Origin of the sequence: Bradyrhizobium sp. YCK136, assembly GCF_044570075.1 — a bacterium.
Classification (GTDB): Bacteria; Pseudomonadota; Alphaproteobacteria; order Rhizobiales; family Xanthobacteraceae; genus Bradyrhizobium; species Bradyrhizobium diazoefficiens.
In genome coordinates, this window is sequence record NZ_CP172424.1 from 4,968,463 (window position 1) to 4,983,944 (window position 15,482).

At 64.3% G+C, this 15,482-nt stretch carries 15 protein-coding genes; 4 read left to right on the forward strand and 11 right to left on the reverse strand.

The window, feature by feature from the left end:
- Window positions 1–2 precede the first annotated feature (2 nt).
- Together ACFLEY_RS24290 and ACFLEY_RS24295 are read right to left on the reverse strand one after the other, a co-directional pair.
- Window positions 3–1,607 carry a carboxyl transferase domain-containing protein gene (locus ACFLEY_RS24290; RefSeq protein ID WP_028171338.1) on the reverse strand — a complete coding sequence of 535 codons (1,605 nt, stop codon included), beginning with the start codon at window positions 1,605–1,607 and terminating at the stop codon, window positions 3–5.
- Window positions 1,608–1,682: 75 nt separating this feature from the next.
- Window positions 1,683–2,855, reverse strand: coding sequence for an isovaleryl-CoA dehydrogenase (locus ACFLEY_RS24295; protein ID WP_028171337.1), 1,173 nt, complete (start codon window positions 2,853–2,855; stop codon window positions 1,683–1,685).
- Window positions 2,856–2,957: 102 nt separating this feature from the next.
- Here ACFLEY_RS24295 and ACFLEY_RS24300 point away from each other — a divergent pair, with 102 nt between their 5' ends.
- Window positions 2,958–3,986, forward strand: coding sequence for an AraC family transcriptional regulator (locus ACFLEY_RS24300; protein ID WP_211433378.1), 1,029 nt, complete (start codon window positions 2,958–2,960; stop codon window positions 3,984–3,986).
- A 101-nt stretch (window positions 3,987–4,087) separates the two neighbouring features.
- Here ACFLEY_RS24300 and ACFLEY_RS24305 read toward each other — a convergent pair whose 3' ends face one another.
- From ACFLEY_RS24305 to ACFLEY_RS24320, 4 genes are all read right to left on the reverse strand, one after another.
- Window positions 4,088–4,378, reverse strand: coding sequence for a DUF3551 domain-containing protein (locus ACFLEY_RS24305; protein WP_028171335.1), 291 nt, complete (start codon window positions 4,376–4,378; stop codon window positions 4,088–4,090).
- Window positions 4,379–4,563: 185 nt separating this feature from the next.
- A complete protein-coding gene (locus ACFLEY_RS24310; protein ID WP_039184454.1) occupies window positions 4,564–4,926 on the reverse strand; it encodes a DUF1428 domain-containing protein in 363 nt (120 codons plus the stop codon).
- Between the two features lie 52 nt (window positions 4,927–4,978).
- Window positions 4,979–5,470: an Lrp/AsnC family transcriptional regulator gene (locus tag ACFLEY_RS24315; protein ID WP_028171333.1), complete on the reverse strand. Its 492-nt coding sequence runs from the start codon at window positions 5,468–5,470 to the stop codon at window positions 4,979–4,981.
- 273 nt (window positions 5,471–5,743) lie between these two features.
- Window positions 5,744–6,049: an ETC complex I subunit gene (locus tag ACFLEY_RS24320; protein WP_028171332.1), complete on the reverse strand. Its 306-nt coding sequence runs from the start codon at window positions 6,047–6,049 to the stop codon at window positions 5,744–5,746.
- 257 nt (window positions 6,050–6,306) lie between these two features.
- Here ACFLEY_RS24320 and ACFLEY_RS24325 point away from each other — a divergent pair, with 257 nt between their 5' ends.
- Together ACFLEY_RS24325 and ACFLEY_RS24330 are read left to right on the forward strand one after the other, a co-directional pair.
- Window positions 6,307–7,479, forward strand: coding sequence for an OpgC domain-containing protein (locus ACFLEY_RS24325; protein ID WP_060912285.1), 1,173 nt, complete (start codon window positions 6,307–6,309; stop codon window positions 7,477–7,479).
- Window positions 7,480–7,633: 154 nt separating this feature from the next.
- Window positions 7,634–8,032 carry a hypothetical protein gene (locus ACFLEY_RS24330; protein WP_028171331.1) on the forward strand — a complete coding sequence of 133 codons (399 nt, stop codon included), beginning with the start codon at window positions 7,634–7,636 and terminating at the stop codon, window positions 8,030–8,032.
- A gap of 31 nt (window positions 8,033–8,063) precedes the next feature.
- On the opposite strand, the gene ACFLEY_RS24335 is transcribed toward ACFLEY_RS24330, so the two are convergent.
- The 4 genes from ACFLEY_RS24335 to ACFLEY_RS24350 form a co-directional block, all read right to left on the reverse strand.
- Window positions 8,064–8,258 (reverse strand): hypothetical protein, encoded by a 195-nt coding sequence (locus tag ACFLEY_RS24335; RefSeq protein ID WP_060912286.1) that lies wholly within the window; start codon window positions 8,256–8,258, stop codon window positions 8,064–8,066.
- Between the two features lie 767 nt (window positions 8,259–9,025).
- A complete protein-coding gene (gene tnpC / locus ACFLEY_RS24340; protein WP_224517700.1) occupies window positions 9,026–10,570 on the reverse strand; it encodes an IS66 family transposase in 1,545 nt (514 codons plus the stop codon).
- A 134-nt stretch (window positions 10,571–10,704) separates the two neighbouring features.
- Window positions 10,705–11,040, reverse strand: a complete 336-nt coding sequence (gene tnpB / locus ACFLEY_RS24345) for an IS66 family insertion sequence element accessory protein TnpB (protein WP_396604229.1) — start codon at window positions 11,038–11,040, stop codon at window positions 10,705–10,707.
- The gene (locus ACFLEY_RS24350) at window positions 11,037–11,435 is read right to left on the reverse strand and encodes a transposase (protein ID WP_026192391.1); all 399 of its coding nucleotides are present in this window, start codon (window positions 11,433–11,435) and stop codon (window positions 11,037–11,039) included. The genes tnpB and ACFLEY_RS24350 overlap by 4 nt, the downstream gene beginning before the upstream one ends.
- A 428-nt stretch (window positions 11,436–11,863) precedes the next feature.
- On the opposite strand from ACFLEY_RS24350, the gene ACFLEY_RS24355 reads away from it, so the two are divergent.
- Complete coding sequence (locus ACFLEY_RS24355) at window positions 11,864–12,106, forward strand: hypothetical protein (protein ID WP_011087435.1); 243 nt, start codon at window positions 11,864–11,866, stop codon at window positions 12,104–12,106.
- A 63-nt stretch (window positions 12,107–12,169) separates the two neighbouring features.
- On the opposite strand, the gene ACFLEY_RS24360 is transcribed toward ACFLEY_RS24355, so the two are convergent.
- Window positions 12,170–15,274, reverse strand: coding sequence for a DEAD/DEAH box helicase (locus ACFLEY_RS24360; RefSeq protein ID WP_060913089.1), 3,105 nt, complete (start codon window positions 15,272–15,274; stop codon window positions 12,170–12,172).
- Window positions 15,275–15,482: the final 208 nt, after the last annotated feature.

Consider the following 15,482-nt stretch of genomic DNA (forward strand, 5'->3'; position numbering starts at 1 on the left):
CATCACATCCTGAACAGGCCGAATTTGGTGGGCTCGATCGGCGCATTCGACGCCGCCGAGAGGCCAAGCCCGAGCACCAGGCGCGTGTCGGCCGGGTCGATCACGCCGTCGTCCCACAGACGCGCGGTCGCGTAATAGGGGTGCCCCTGGCTCTCATATTGTGCGCGGATCGGCTCGCGGAACTTATCTTCCTCGTCCTTCGACCAGCTATCGCCCCTGGCCTCGATATTGTCGCGCCGGACCTGGCTCAGCACCATCGAGGCCTGCTCGCCGCCCATCACCGAGATGCGCGCGTTCGGCCACATCCAGAGAAAGCGCGGTGAGTAGGCGCGGCCGCACATGCCGTAATTGCCGGCGCCGTAGGAGCCGCCGATCACGACGGTGAACTTCGGCACCGAGGCGGTCGCAACCGCCGTCACGAGCTTGGCGCCGTCGCGCGCGATGCCGCCGGCCTCGTACTTCTTGCCGACCATGAAGCCGGTGATGTTCTGCAGGAACACCAACGGAATGCCGCGCTGGCAGCACAGCTCGATGAAATGCGCCCCCTTCAGCGAACTCTCGCTGAACAGGATGCCGTTGTTGGCGATGATGCCGACCGGATAGCCCCAGATATGGGCGAAGCCGCACACCAGCGTCGTGCCGTAGAGTTTCTTGAACTCGTCGAATTCCGACCCATCCACGACGCGCGCGATGATGTCGCGCACGTCGAACGGCTTGCGGCCATCGACCGGCACCACGCCGTAGATCTCCTCGGCCGCGAACAGCGGATCGCGCGGCGGATGCATGTTGAGGTTCGGCCGGCTCGACGGCTTCAGGGTGCCGACGATGCGACGGGCGATGCCGATCGCGTGGGCGTCGTTCTGCGCGTAGTGATCGGTCACACCTGATTGCCGCGAATGCACGTCGGCGCCGCCGAGCTCCTCCGCGGTCACCACCTCGCCGGTCGCCGCCTTCACCAGCGGCGGGCCGCCGAGGAAGATGGTGCCCTGGTTGCGCACGATAATGCTCTCGTCCGACATGGCCGGCACATAGGCGCCGCCGGCGGTGCAGGACCCCATCACGATCGCGACCTGCGGGATGCCTTGCGACGACATCTGCGCCTGGTTGTAGAAGATGCGGCCGAAGTGCCGCTCGTCCGGAAAGATCTCGTCCTGGAGCGGCAGGAAGGCGCCGCCGGAATCGACCATGTAGACGCAGGGAAGATTGTTCTGCCGCGCGATGTCCTGCGCGCGCAGATGCTTCTTCACGGTCATCGGATAATAGGTGCCGCCCTTGATGGTGGCGTCGTTGGCGACGATCACGCATTCGCGGCCCGAGATGCGCCCCACCCCGGTGACGACGCTCGCCGAATGCACGTCGCCGCCATAGAGGCCGTAGGCCGCCAGCGGCGACAGCTCCAGGAACGAGGTCCCGGGATCGACCAGCAGGTCAACGCGCTCGCGCGCCAGCATCTTGCCGCGCGAGGTGTGACGGTTGCGCGAGGCCTCGCCGCCGCCGCCGGCGACCTGGCTGAGCTTTTCGCGCAAGTCCGCGACGAGGGAGCGCATGGCCTCGGAATTGCGCGCAAAGTCTGACGACGACGGATCGATGCTGGAATGGAGCGGCATGTTGTCCCGCGTTTCTGGTGATCTGGTGAGAGGCCGCGGCCAGGTGGGACCACGGCAATTCCAAGTGCGCCGGACCTACGCCGTCTCGGCCATCAGCTCGCGGCCGATCAGCATGCGGCGGACCTCGGATGTACCGGCGCCGATCTCGTACAGCTTGGCGTCGCGCCACAGCCGGCCGACCGGAAATTCGGATGTGTAGCCGACGCCGCCGAGCGCCTGGATCGCCTCGCCCGCCATCCAAGTCGCCTTCTCCGCGGAATAGAGGATCGCAGCCGCGGCATCCTTGCGCAGGGTCCGCGCATGGTCGGCGCGGTCGCAGGCGCGCCCGACCGCATAGACATAGGCGCGTGTGGCCTGCCAGGTCGCATACATGTCGGCGAGCTTGCCCTGCATCAGCTGGAAGTCGCCGATCGGCTGGCCGAACTGCTTGCGCTCGTGCATGTAGGGCACCACCGCGTCCATGCAGGCCGCCATGATCCCGAGCGGGCCGCCCGAGAGCACGGTGCGCTCATAATCGAGGCCGGACATCAGCACCTTGACGCCCTCGCCCACCTTGCCGAGCACGTTCTCCTCCGGCACCTCGCATTCGTCGAAGAACAAGGGATAGGTGTTGGAGCCGCGCATGCCGAGCTTGTCGAGATGCTGGCCGTGGGTAAATCCCTTGAAGCCCTTCTCGACGAGGAAGGCAGTCATGCCGCGCGGGCCGGCCTCGGGATCGGTCTTGGCGTAGACGACCAGCACGTCCGCGTCGCCGCCATTGGTGATCCACATTTTCGAGCCGTTGAGCACGTAGCGGTCGCCGCGCTTGTCGGCACGCAGCTTCATCGAGACGACGTCGGAGCCGGCGCCGGGCTCGGACATCGCCAGCGCGCCGACATACTCGCCGGAGATCAGTTTTGGCAGATAGCGCTCGCGCTGCGCGTCGTTGCCGTTGCGGCGGATCTGGTTGACGCAGAGGTTGGAATGCGCGCCGTAGGACAGGCCCACGGCTGCCGACCCGCGCGAAATCTCCTCCATGGCGACGATATGGGCGAGATAGCCCATGTTGGAGCCGCCATATTGCTCCGGTGCCGTCATGCCGAGCAGGCCGAGGTCGCCAAGGCGCTTCCAGAGATCCGCCGGGAACAGGTTGGCCTTCTCGATCTCGGCGGCGCGCGGGGCGATCTCCGCCTCCACGAAGGCGCGCAACGTGTCGCGCAGCATGCTGATGTCTTCGCCCAGATCGAAATCGATGCTCGGGATGTTCAAGGCGATTCCTCCGTATTCTTGTCGGGTCCGAACCTACCCCTGCCCGGGCGTCCTGGCGGTCGAAAAGGTTGCATTTTCCGCCAACTTTGGCGAGGATTTTTCATGCCGTTCCAAGCCGCAACCGCGACGCCCCGCCGCGCCATGACCCCAGCCGCCTTCGTCCACGGCGTAGTTGCCGCTTATGCCGTTTACGGGCGGGATCCGGCCGAGGCATTGGGCAAGGGGCAGGTCACCGAGGATCTCGTTCGATCCCAGGACGGACGTGTGACGGCGGCCCAGTTCGAGGCGCTGGCCGGCCACGCCATGCACGAGCTCGACGACGAAGCGCTCGGCTGGTTCTCGCGCCGGCTGCCTTGGGGAACCTATGGCATGCTGTGCCGCGCCTCGATCACGGCCCCCAATCTCGAAGTCGCGCTAAAGCGCTGGTGCCGGCATCATCGCCTGCTGACCGAGGACGTGCTGTTCGAGCTCTCGCTTGGTGATGAGACCGCGACCATCTCCCTTCGCGAGCAGCGCGATCTCGGCCCCTTGCGCGAATTCTGCCTCGTCACCCTGCTCCGCTATGTCCTCGGCTTCTCCTGCTGGGCCGTCGATTCCGCGATCGCGCTACGTGCGGCCGAGTTTCCCTATTCCGAGCCGGGCCACGTCTCGGTCTATCCGACGATCTTCTGCAGGCATTTGAGCTTTGATGCGGATGGCGCCCGCATCGTGTTCGACAAGCACTATCTTTCACTGCCGCTGACCCGCAGCCCGGCCGATCTCGACAGCATGCTCAAGGGCGCGCTGCGGCTGACCGTGCTGCCCTATCGGCGCGACCGGCTGCTGGTCGAGCGCGTGCGCCGCGTGCTGCGCAATGCGCGCGGACGCAGTCTCGGCGCCGAGGATGTCGCAAGCGAGCTTGCGCTCTCCACCCGCACCATGCACCGGCGCCTGCGCGAGGAAGCGACCTCGCTGCGCGATCTGAAGGAAGAGACCAAATTCGAGCTCGCCAAGCAGGAGTTGATGCGCGGCCGCACCCCGATCAAGCGGATCGCGGAGATCGCCGGCTTCCGCAACGAGAAGAGCTTTTCCCGCGCCTTCCGCGGCTGGACCGGCGCCAGTCCCCGCGAGTTTCGCGGAAGGTATCGCTGATGGGCGCCGCAGCGCATTGTTGTCTGCTTGTCATAAGTTAACGGCCCCCGAGATCGCTCTCGGAGGCCGCAATGTGCCGGATCCGGTCTCGATGTCAGGCGTTAGTTTTGCGCGCCCGAACGAGGCTTGGTGCGCGACTGCGTCTGCTTCGGCTGGAAGGCGAGCGCGTCGTTGGTGGTCTTCGCGCCGCCGGCCTGCGAGCACGAGCCGCCGATGCCACCGGCCGCCTGCCGGCAGGCTTCCATCGTCGGATAGCCGCAACCATGGGCGGCCTGGGCGCCATTGGTGATGCAGTAGTCTTCGGCCTTCGCAGCCGGTGCCGACAGAACAAAAAACGCAGACGCACACAGCGCCGCAGCAGACGCTGCGATCGTCTTCGAAGTCGATGTCATGATGTCTTTTCCTGCTAAGGGTCCCACAAAAGCATCCCCAGCGTGCGATGCAGGCTGAGGTTCACACCCTGCATCTAGGCAGCGCGCAGGAACCGACAATCACGGTCCGGCGCATTGCAGGGCTTCGCAAATCACATGTCAAACTTATGTGAGTTACTAAGATATATAGTTCCGCTACGACGCCCTTACCGGTCCTGGCGCCCCATGACGTGTATCGGGCTGAAGCAGCCCAGGATCAGGCGCTTCGGATCGAACGGAATGTCGCCCGCAGCCTCAAATCGCTTGTCGTCGCCCATCCCGGCTTCGGCGGCCTCGAGCGTTGCCTTGTCGGGCCAGACCTGCCAGGTGAAGACGATCTTCTCGCCGTCCTTCGCATTCACGGCGCGGCGAAAGTCGGTGTGCGTGCCACTGGGGACGTTGTCCTCCCAGGACTCGACGATCTCCAGACACCCGTATTCCCTGAACAGCGCCGCGCCGTTCTCGGCCCATCGGCGATAGGCCTCCATCTTGTCCTCCGGCACGGGAATGACGAAGCCTGCGATATACATGATTTCAGCTCCTTCGCAGTCTCTGTGAGCCTCACACCGGCGGAGCGATCTCCTATCCCGCCGCCGCCGCCGCAACCTCCTGCAACGGCAGCGGCACGTCCTTCGCGACGCCCAGCACCGGAAAGCTGCGGACGTTCTTCACGTCGGGCATCGCGGCGAAATGCAGCAGCTGCTGGCGCATGCTCTCGACGCTCGGCGCGACGCATTTCAAGAGATAATCGGTCTCGCCCGAAATCCGCCAGCACTGCTGGATGCGCGGGATCGCAGCGATCGAGCCCTCGAACGCCTCCAGCACCGGCTGGGCCTGGCTGCCGAGCTGGATCGAGACGAACGACACCACCTCATAGCCGAGCAGCCGCTCGTCGATGACGGCGCGCACCGCCCGGATCACGCCGCGGCTGAACAGCGATTTCAACCGCCGCAGGCAGTTGGGCGCGGACACGCCGACGCGCAGCGCCAGCTCGTTGTTGCGCACCCGCCCGTCCTGCTGCAGCTCGGATAAGATCTTCAGATCGACGCCGTCGAGCTGGTCACGCCCGGCCATCCCCCACCTCGCCCTGATCCCGTGATGCCGGGACCAGCGAAGCATGAGGCGGAATTGGTGCCAAGAGCCAAGGGCGCGGCGCTATCGAGTTCGGGGGAATACCGCCCCACCGTCATGGCCGGGCATAGCCGTCTGAAGGACGGCGTCGCTTCCGCTCGCCTATGTCCCGGCCATCCACGCTCTTTCACGCGGCCCAAAACGTGGATGCCCGGGACAAGCCCGGGCATGACGAGTACGTCACGTCGTATGAAGTCGGAGCAGCCACCTGCCCCCTCAATGCGTCCAGGGCTCGCCCCGCCGGAACGAGAAATTGTCGGCATAGGCGACCGGCCGGCGGATCGAATCCTGGGGCTCGATGACCTGGTAGGCGATGCCCTTGCGCTCGCAATAGGCGACCGCCTCTTCCTTGCTGTCGAAGCGCAGCGTGATCTGCTGCTTCATGTCGCCGGACGAGGTCCAGCCCATCAGCGGCTCGACCGCACGCGGCTGCTCCGGCTCGTAGTCGAGCTGCCATTCCCGGGTCTTGGACCGGCCGGATTGCATCGCGTTCTTGGCGGGCTTGAAAATGCGTGCGGTCATGGGGTGGTCCGAGCCTTTTCGTCTTTTCGTTCGATTTCGATGCGTCAGGGTGGCAGTTGGTGGAAACCTCAGGGATAGTATAGAGACACCGATCGGGAACTGATCGGTGATTCCGGCCCCCCGGTCACCCTTACCGACGGTATAGTCATTATGCTGCACCGTGACAATTCCGTACCCGCCTTCCGCGCCGGGATTCAGCCCGGCCGCACTGCCTCGCCGACATCAGCGCATCTATCCCCTCCGAGAGCTCCCGTCGCATGGCCTTCCTGAACATCAACGCCACGCTCCCTGAAAAAGGCCGTGACCTACGGCTCGACCTGTTTCGCGGCGTCGCCAACTGGGCGATCTTCCTCGACCACATCCCTGACAACGTCGTGAACTGGATCACGACGCGCAATTACGGCTTTTCCGACGCGGCCGACCTGTTCGTCTTCATCTCCGGCTACACTGCCTCCTTCGTCTATGCGCGCATGATGCTGGAGCGCGGCTTCATCGTCGGCGCCACGCGCCTGACCAAGCGGGTCTGGCAGCTCTACGTCGCCCACATCATCCTGTTCGTGATCTACATCGCCTCGATCAGCTATCTGGCGCTGCGCTTCGGCGATTCAGATATGATCAACGAGTTCAACGTCGCCGGCCTCGTCGACAACGCCACCGAGACGCTGCGCCAGGGCCTGTTCCTGCGCTTCAAGCCGCTCAATCTCGACGTGCTGCCGCTCTACATCGTGCTGATGGGACTGTTTCCGCCGGTGCTGTGGTTCATGCTGCGCAAGCCCGATTTGACGATGGTGCTGTCGATCGTCCTGTGGCTCGCCGCGCGCCACTACGGCCTGAACCTCACCGCCTATCCGGCCGGCCAGTGGTACTTCAATCCATATGCCTGGCAGGTGCTGTTCGTGTTCGGCGCCTGGTGCGCGATGGGCGGGGCGCGGCGCTCGATGACGCTGATCAATTCGCCGATCACGCTGTGGCTCTGCCTCGGCTATCTCCTGTTCGCGCTGGTCATGACCATGGCCGGCCGCTTCCCCGCCATCGGCGGCATGTTCCCGGAATGGCTGTTCTCGGCCTTCAACCCCAACGACAAGACCAACCTTGCGCCTTACCGCTTCATCCATTTCGTCGTGATCGTGATCCTGGTGATCCGCTTCGTGCCGAAGGACTGGCCGGGCCTGGAATGGAAGGTGTTCGATCCCTTGATCGTCTGCGGCCAGCAATCGCTCGCGGTGTTCTGCGTCGGCGTGTTCCTGTCCTTCGTCGGCCATTTCGAGCTGTCGATGAGCTCGGGCTCGCTGTTCGCGCAGCTCTTCGTCAGCATCGCCGGCATCGCGATCATGACGACGGTGGCGTATTACATCTCGTGGTCGAAGCGGCAGGACAAGCCGCTGAAGCGCCCGCCGCCCAAGCCGGCGGCCGCGGCAAAGGCCGCCTGAGCCGGGACGTCCGCCGTTCCGACGCCGCTGTCGGTGGTTCGTCCGGGATTGGATTGACCTGCGTCAACCAGGGCCGGCGTCGGCCGACCTAGTCTCGCCGCGACTCGCGCCGCCGCACCGACGTCGGCGCTTCCTCCCGGACAAGGCCAAGCACATGCCCTCTCATTTTCACGCCATCGTATGGATCGACCACACGCAGGCCCGGATCTTCCATCTCGGCCTGAGCGGCTCCGACGAAATCACGCTGCATCCGCATCTGGCAACGCGTCATCTTCATCACAAGGCCAATGAGATCGGCAGCGGCCATGCCGCGCCTGACAAGACGTTCTACGCTGAGGTGACCAAAGCCCTCGCCGATGCCGGCGAAGTCCTGATCATCGGCCCGGCCAACGCGAAGACCGAGCTCGCCAGCCACATCCGCGCCAACGCGCCAGATGTCGCCAAGCGGATTGCCGCAGTGGAAACGGCCGACCATCCTTCCGACAACGAGATCGTCGCTTACGCGAAACGTCACTTCAAATTGCCGCTGCCGCGCGTGCAGGCACCAACCTGAAAGCGGGATGACGATTCACGATCGCATCGCTTCAGGCCGCTTCTTCGCCGTCGAACTCGGTGAATTTCTTGTAGATCCAGTCGCGGCCGTCGTGCCGGCGCCAGACCTTGCCGTAAACGAGCTGCCCGTTGATCGAGCGGCGCGGCACGATCACGGTCCAGAGGTGCCAGATTTCGGTCCAGCTCGACTGCGGGCTGGCCGTTTTTAAGTTGCGATCGAAAGACATGACACAGAACTCACAGGATACGCGCGCCGCGACGAACTGTGATCTTGTGTGAGCACGAATTCCAGGCAGCCCATCGCGAGCCGGCACCGATCTGATAACGATCGCCAAAGTGGCCGCAACAACCGCTCGCTCTTAACCTAACCCATCAACCTTACCTGTCGCGGACAGGTGGCCAGGCTGGTTGAAAGCCGGCGCCGGTTTTTCTACAATGCATGCGTGATTTGAGAGTGAGTGCGCCGTTTTCGGGACGCGCGATTGAATTTGAACTGACGTCGCTTTTTTTAAAGAGCTTGGAATTTAAAGACGACTTGGATTTTGAGGAAGACTCGGAAGTTTTGAAGACTTGAAGGTTTAAGACTCGGACGTTTTGAAAAAAGACATACTGGCTGGGGCGACCACAATGAATTTGCAGTGTGCATGTCTGCGCTTGGCGGTGCGATCGACGCCGCCTGTCCCGGCCGTCAGGACGTCGGCTCACGAACCGCCAAGGGCCGCCAACGACAACCAGATGGTCTGGCCGTTCGTGCCGTTTCCGCCCGGCTGGCACGCCTCGAGCTGATTGGCCGATTCTGAAGAGCATGACGTCTGAAAATGCTGACGTCTGAAAAGCGCAACGCCGCGCAAGCGGAGTATTATCGCTTGGCGGCGTCCGTTAGTAAGCGACGTTCGCGTCCCATTCGCAAAGGTTTGGCGTGGGGATTGCAGTCTGTTGATCAACGTGTTTGCAAATCGTTGGCGGGGGGTATGGAGGCGGCAACGACGGAGAATTACGAGGTGCGGCCGAACGACCAGGGCAGGAGCTCGTCGATCCGGGACTGCGGGTGACCGGTTGCGATCGCTTTGAGCGTCGCTTTCATCCAGACGTAGGGCTCCACGCTGTTGATTTTGCAGGTGGCGATGAGCGAAGCTATGCGCGCCCATGAACGACCACCTTCGTCGTGACCAGCAAATAAACTATTTTTACGCGTCAGAGTCAGCGGCCTGATTTGATTTTCGACGGGATTGGTGTCCATCTCAACGCAACCATCGTCGAGAAACAAGGTGAGGCCATCCCAATGGTTCAGGAGATAGGCGATCGCCTTGCCCATCTCGCTGCCCGGCGACAGGCGAGCGGCTTGCTCGCGCAGAAACCTCTCGAGTTCAGCGACGAGCGGCCGTGATCGCTCGTTACGGGTCGTTTGCCGAGCCGGGGCGTCGGCGCCACGGATCTCCTTCTCGATCGCATAGAGTGCGGCGATGCGCGCGAGAACGGCTTCGGCGATGGGTGAGCCGGCTTTCGGAGTCGCTGCGATGATCTTGCGCCTTGAGTGGGACCAACATGCGGCCAGCCGCAGCGGCACGCCGCCTTTGCGCTTGGGCCGTGCGAGCCGATGATAGCCCTGGTATCCGTCGACCTGAAGGATGCCGTCGAAGCCCTCGAGGATGCGCTCAGCATGGTCACCACCGCGTCCTGGCGCGTAGTGGTAGACCACGATTGGTGGATCAGCGCCGCCGTGGCCGCGATCGTCGCGCAGGACAGCCCACAGATAGCCGGTCTTCGTTCGGCCCCGGCCCGGATCGAGCACAGGCGCCCTGGTCTCGTCTATGAACAAGCGGCCCGATTGCTTCATCACGACGCTCATGCGCTCGACCAGCGGCGCGAGGTGGAAGGCGACCGTTCCCATCCAGTCTGCCAGAACGGCGCGATCGATGAAGATGCCATGCCGAGCCAGAACCTGCGACTGACGATAGAGTGGCATGTGCTCGCTGAACTTGGCGACCGCCACCTGCGCCAGCAGCGCCTCGGTGGGGATGCCACCCTCCACGAGATGGGCGGGCGCCGGCGCCTGAGCAACACCGGTGCAGCCCTTTGCGCAGGCGTAGCGCGGTCGCACCGTCTCGATCACACGATACTGGGCGGCCATGACATCGAGACGGCGGGAGCGATCCTCGCCGATCTGGACCATCCGGCCGCAGCCGCAGGGACACTCGAGGTTCTCGGGTTCGATCACCTGCTCGATGCGCGGCAGGTGCGCGGGAAAGGCACGGGCAGCGCGCCTGGTCCGGCGGCTGGACGGCGCCGTGCCGGCGCGGCGCGCACGATCGTCCTGGCGTTCCTGGACTTCGGCGATGGCAATCTCGATGTCCTCGAGAACCAGTTGCATCTGATCGGGATTGAACTTTTCCGAGCGTTTACCGAAACGTGCGCGCTCGTACTCCTTCACGAGCAGTTCGAGGCGTTCGACGCTCTCTTTGGACGCAGCCAGTTCACTCTCGACATGAAGGCGCGCCGAGCATTCATCGTCTGCGCGACGACGCTCGGCTTCAATCATCGCTTCCTGCGCGCGGAAGAGCGCGCGCAAATCGGCGGGCAGCGCTGCAAGACGGGCGGGATCAATGGGGGACGGCGGCACATCCGCAAGCTATCATCCCAAAGCCCCGCGCGAAACAGGTTGTCGGGTCTGAGTCAGTTCGCCGCAGCTGGCGTCGCGACAATCCGTTCGCCCACTCGCTTCCAGTTCAGCCCAACGCGCGTCAGATGCATGACGCCGTCGCTGATCTGCGGCCACTCGAAACGACCATCGCGGCCAAGGCGCTTGTAGACCAAAACGAGGCCCGTGCCGTCCCATAGCAAAATCTTCAGCCGGTCGGCGCGCTTCGAACGAAAAACCACGATCAGGCCCGAATGCGGATCGAGCCCAAGCGTGTTTTGCACAAGACCGGCCAGCGCGTCGTGCCCGCACCGGAAGTCAACAGGACGCACAGCAAGCACAATCCGCAGTCCCTGCGCCGGAATGATCATGCGCCGCGCTCGATCGCAGTCACGATCTCCGCGATCCGCACCGCCGACACGTCCGCATCCAGGCGGACCGAAACCTTGCCAATCGTAATCTCGACGGGCCCCTCGCTCTTGCCTGACGCCACTGGATCGCTCAGCTCGATCGACACGAAATCCGCCGCGTCGTCCGTGACCAATGCGAGCCGGCCAGCACGCGCCAATCTGCGCCACGTCGTCAACTGCTGGGCCTTCACACCGTAACGCCGTGCGACATCACATACCCGGGCGTCGGGCTTCATGCTCTCGAAAACAGCGCGCCCCTTGATCTCCGCAGACCATAACCGGCCTCCAGAACGCGTCCGGCGCGTAAGCTTCCCCACAAAGCCATCAGCTTCGGCTTCCTCCCCCGATTGTTCCATCGCCTTCAGTCTCCTCTCGGCTCTCTGACAAGCCAAGGATCGCAGAGCGAAAGCCGAAGCGAAACCAGTCAATCAAATGGGAGAAAAGCTCCGCTTACGATCGACCGCGGGAGAGCGCGGATGATGCGCGCGGAAGCGTTGCGCCGTCGCCACGTTTGCGGCGGTGCACAGGACGATCAACAGACCCATGGCCAGAACAGAGCGCATCGTATCGGTTCCAATCGAGCAACCTCTCGGGCTGATGTGATGCGCCAACCGTCCCGCCGCAATCTGACGCGGCATCACAGCTAAGCGATAGACACGCGAGCGCAACGCCCTTGCGGTGGCACGAACCGCCGCTCAACGCCCGCGCGCCGCGCCGTTGCCAATCAACTCATTTGGGAGCACGCTCTCTCCAGGCGCTCAAGACGCCACACAGGGAGAGACACATGAAGGAATCGGGCCTGGATGGCCGCCATCGGGACAAGGATGGCGGGATCAGCAAGAAGCACGGCAACACGCTGGTTGGCACGTTGCGCAAGATCTACGGAAAGGGTTTTGCGGCCGGCTACCCCGATGCGACCCAGCTCAGCGAGGTCCTGGCTCAGCTGAACGAGACGTCGCTGAGCCAGTTGCGCCGCGATCACGACACCGGGCATTTGGGGCACAAGATCGACCACGCTTCGAAGTGACTGATGTCACCTGTCTGATTGACCCGGCTGGATGAAGACGGCGCCAGATCGGCGCATCCGTCCTCACCCCTCGTCCAGCACCTCGAACAACTCTTCAACCCGCTCGAACGGCGCGTCGCGCATCTGGCTGTGATAGACGACGCGATCGCCGTCGCGCTGCAGTGACTTCCCTCTCGACTTCCGCAACCGTCCGGGCAGGAACGTTGCGGCCACCGCCCCGAGGCCGACGTCGAGCCGGATGATGCCCCTTCGCTTGCATTCGAGCCTGAGCTTCGCGGCGGCAAAGAAGTCGCGCGCGACTTTCGGCAGCGGGCCGAAGCGGCGGGAGGTTTCCTCCTCGAGGTCGACGAGGTCGTCCTCGCTGCTGCATCTTGCGGCGCGCGCATAGAGTTCGAGCCGCACGGGCTCGGAATGCACATAGGTCTCGGGCAGCATGTCCGCGACCGGCAGGTTCAGGTCGGGCACCCACACCGCGGCCCGTTCCTCGTCGACCTTCTCCGAAGCCATTTTCAGCAGGTGGCTGTAGAGCACGGGCCCGAACACCTGGACATGGCCGGATTGCTGCTCCGAAAACAGGTCGCCCGCACCTCTGAGATCGAGATCGCGCTCGCTGATGGCAAAGCCGGCGCCCGGCCGGCTGAACTCCTCGAGCACGGCCAGCCGCTTCTCCGACTGCCCGGAATTCGTCTCGGTCAGCAGATGGGCGAACGCGCGGATGCCGCTGCGTCCGACCCGTCCGCGCAGCTGATGCAACTGGGCAAGGCCGAACTTTTCGGGCCAGCAGACCACGATGGTGTTCGCACGCGGAATGTCGAGGCCGCTCTCCACGATGTTGGTCGCGAGCAGGACGTCGGCCCTGCCCTCGACGAAGCTCATCATCCGGTCGTCGATCTCGTCGGCAGCCAATCTGCCGTGCAGGCACACGATGCGAAGATCACCGGCCACCGCCTGCACCCGCGCCAGCATCGGATCCAGATCCTGGATGCGCGGACAGATCAGAAAACTCTGGCCATGGCGCCGCTGCTCGCGCAGCAACGCCGACGCAATGGCCGCATCCGACAGCGGCGCAATCCTGGTTGCGACCGGAAGCCGGTGAACCGGCGGCGAGGCGATCACGCTGAGGTCGCGGAATCCGGCAAGGCCGGCGGCGAGCGTGCGCGGGATCGGCGTGGCGCTCATCATCAGCACATGGACATTTTTGGCGAGACTGGAAAGCCTGGCCTTCTCCGCCGCGCCAAAATGCTGCTCCTCGTCGATGATGACGAGGCCGAGATCGTCGAACTTCACGTCCTTGCCGCCGAGTGCCTGCGTTCCGACCACGACCTTGATCCGGCCGCTGCGCAGTCCCTCCCTGGTCGCCCGCAGCTCGGCGCCGGATGTCGCCCGCGACAGGTTCCCCACCTCGATGTCGAACGGGGCGAAGCGCTTCTGGAACGTTGCGACATGCTGCCGTGCCAGCACCGTCGTCGGTACCGCGATCGCCACCTGCTTGCCCGACAGCACCACAGCGGCAGCCGCCCGCAGCGCCACCTCGGTCTTGCCAAATCCCACGTCGCCACAGATCACCCGGTCCATCGGATGGCCGGATGCGAGATCCTCCAGCACGTCGCGGATCGCCTTCGCCTGGTCGACCGTCGTGAAATAAGGAAAGCGCGCGACGAATTTCTCATAGGCCGATCCCGGCGGAACGAGCTTGTCGGCGCGCCGCCTGCGGCGCTGACTGATGTGCTTGGCCAGCACCTTGCCGGCGATCTGGATTTCGCGCTCGGCCTCGGTGCGGCGGGCCCACCATGAGCTGCCGTCCGCCTTGTCGAGCGCAAGCTTGCCGGGCTCGGTTGCGTAAGGCCACATCAGCGCCAGATCGGGCGGCGGCACGAGAACCGCATTGTCGCCTGCGAACACCAGGCGGATCATCTCGCGCAGTGCGCCGCCGCCCGTGTTCAAGGTCTGCAGGCCATCGAGCACGGCAAGGCCGCGCTGGAGATGCACGACCACCGTGCCCTGCTCGGGCACGTCGGCATGGTCGAAGGCCGCGCTCCAGGCCCGCGCCATCGGCTGCGCATGATGCGCCCGGCTGCCGAGCACGTCGGGCGCCGTCACGACAACGAGCGACTTTTTCCCCGGGACGACGAAGCCCGCATCGAGATCGGCCAGAAGCGCCGCCTCGCCGCTCCGCCCGCGCACCGCCTCGTCCCAATTCTCGCAGCGCTGCGCCTTGACGCCGCCCATCCGCTCCATCACGCGCAGGTCGTCCTCCTGCGCCGCGACCAGGATCAGCCGCGAGCCGGCCCGGCGCGTCTCCTCGACAAAGGCACGCAGCACCTTCCTGGAGGAGGTCAGCTTCGAAAACTCCGGGATGGGCTGGAACGACGCTGTCCGCGGCAACACCTTCATGCCCCTGGAGAGCTGCTTCCAGTCGCGCCGTCCGATGTATTCGCGTTCTCTCTCCGCGCGAGGCGCGGCCTCCTCGATCGTGCTGAGCCAGCCGTCGACATGCAACGGGACCCCTGCATCGGCGATCCATTTGGCGCGCCCGCAATAGTCGAACAGCGTCGCGCGCTTGCCGCGTTTGCCGGCGAAGGCCAGCCGCTCCGACATGGGATCGACGAGAAGCTCGCTGGTCTCGAAGATGATGTCGTGCTCTTTCGGATCGAACGCCACGATCCGGCTGATGGCGCGGCCTGAATGCTCGATCCGGAACGGCCCCAGCGCGCCCGCGGGAAATATCTCGAAGGTCTGTCCGTGAAACAGGGCTCCGCCCGGATAATCCGGCTCGTCCTCGAGATCGTATCCCAGCTCTTCGAGGCGCCCGCGCAGGTCCCGCTCGGAAAACGCGCCGCCCACCTTCAGGCCCACGCTCAGGCGCGACAGGCTCGCAGGCGGCGGCAGGCGCTCCATCACGGCTTCCGCCGTCGAGACCAGAAAGAGCGGCTTCCTGGATTTCGCGAGGCGTCGCAGCACCGAGGCTCTGCGCCCTGCCAGTTCGTGCGACGGCTCGAGCTGATCGAACGGCAAAGTGTTCAATCGCGGAAACACCAGGACCTCGCAGGCGGGATCGAGCGCGTGAATGACGCTACCGAGCCGCTCCGCCCTGTTCTCGCTCTCGGCGAGAAAAACGATGCCGCTGCGTCCGGACTGCTTCCATTGTGCAAGCAGATGCAGAGCCATCGAACCGAGGGGCGATGAAGACGAGATCGTGGCGCGCTGCGATCCTTTGCCCTTCTTTGGCGATGTCTTGGTCGCCTTCGCCTTTTTGGAAAGCCTCACTTGAATCCGTCTCTGGTCGTAAACTGTCACCCACCGAACGCGAGCCGCCTCATTGTCGATTCGGCGGTTCGCCGCCATCCATATGGGATTTGCCCTGCCAACGCACGCC

Bases quoted from the DNA above. Each gene is read 5' to 3' on its own strand.
- ACFLEY_RS24360 (WP_060913089.1), bottom strand. From the start codon at position 15,274: ATGGCTCTGCATCTGCTTGCACAATGGAAGCAGTCCGGACGCAGCGGC.
- ACFLEY_RS24320 (WP_028171332.1), bottom strand. From the start codon at position 6,049: ATGACCGCACGCATTTTCAAGCCCGCCAAGAACGCGATGCAATCCGGC.
- ACFLEY_RS24325 (WP_060912285.1), top strand. From the start codon at position 6,307: ATGGCCTTCCTGAACATCAACGCCACGCTCCCTGAAAAAGGCCGTGAC.
- ACFLEY_RS24350 (WP_026192391.1), bottom strand. From the start codon at position 11,435: ATGGAACAATCGGGGGAGGAAGCCGAAGCTGATGGCTTTGTGGGGAAG.
- ACFLEY_RS24330 (WP_028171331.1), top strand. From the start codon at position 7,634: ATGCCCTCTCATTTTCACGCCATCGTATGGATCGACCACACGCAGGCC.
- tnpC (WP_224517700.1), bottom strand. From the start codon at position 10,570: ATGATTGAAGCCGAGCGTCGTCGCGCAGACGATGAATGCTCGGCGCGC.
- ACFLEY_RS24305 (WP_028171335.1), bottom strand. From the start codon at position 4,378: ATGACATCGACTTCGAAGACGATCGCAGCGTCTGCTGCGGCGCTGTGT.
- ACFLEY_RS24300 (WP_211433378.1), top strand. From the start codon at position 2,958: ATGCCGTTCCAAGCCGCAACCGCGACGCCCCGCCGCGCCATGACCCCA.
- tnpB (WP_396604229.1), bottom strand. From the start codon at position 11,040: ATGATCATTCCGGCGCAGGGACTGCGGATTGTGCTTGCTGTGCGTCCT.
- ACFLEY_RS24355 (WP_011087435.1), top strand. From the start codon at position 11,864: ATGAAGGAATCGGGCCTGGATGGCCGCCATCGGGACAAGGATGGCGGG.
- ACFLEY_RS24315 (WP_028171333.1), bottom strand. From the start codon at position 5,470: ATGGCCGGGCGTGACCAGCTCGACGGCGTCGATCTGAAGATCTTATCC.
- ACFLEY_RS24290 (WP_028171338.1), bottom strand. From the start codon at position 1,607: ATGCCGCTCCATTCCAGCATCGATCCGTCGTCGTCAGACTTTGCGCGC.
- ACFLEY_RS24335 (WP_060912286.1), bottom strand. From the start codon at position 8,258: ATGTCTTTCGATCGCAACTTAAAAACGGCCAGCCCGCAGTCGAGCTGG.
- ACFLEY_RS24310 (WP_039184454.1), bottom strand. From the start codon at position 4,926: ATGTATATCGCAGGCTTCGTCATTCCCGTGCCGGAGGACAAGATGGAG.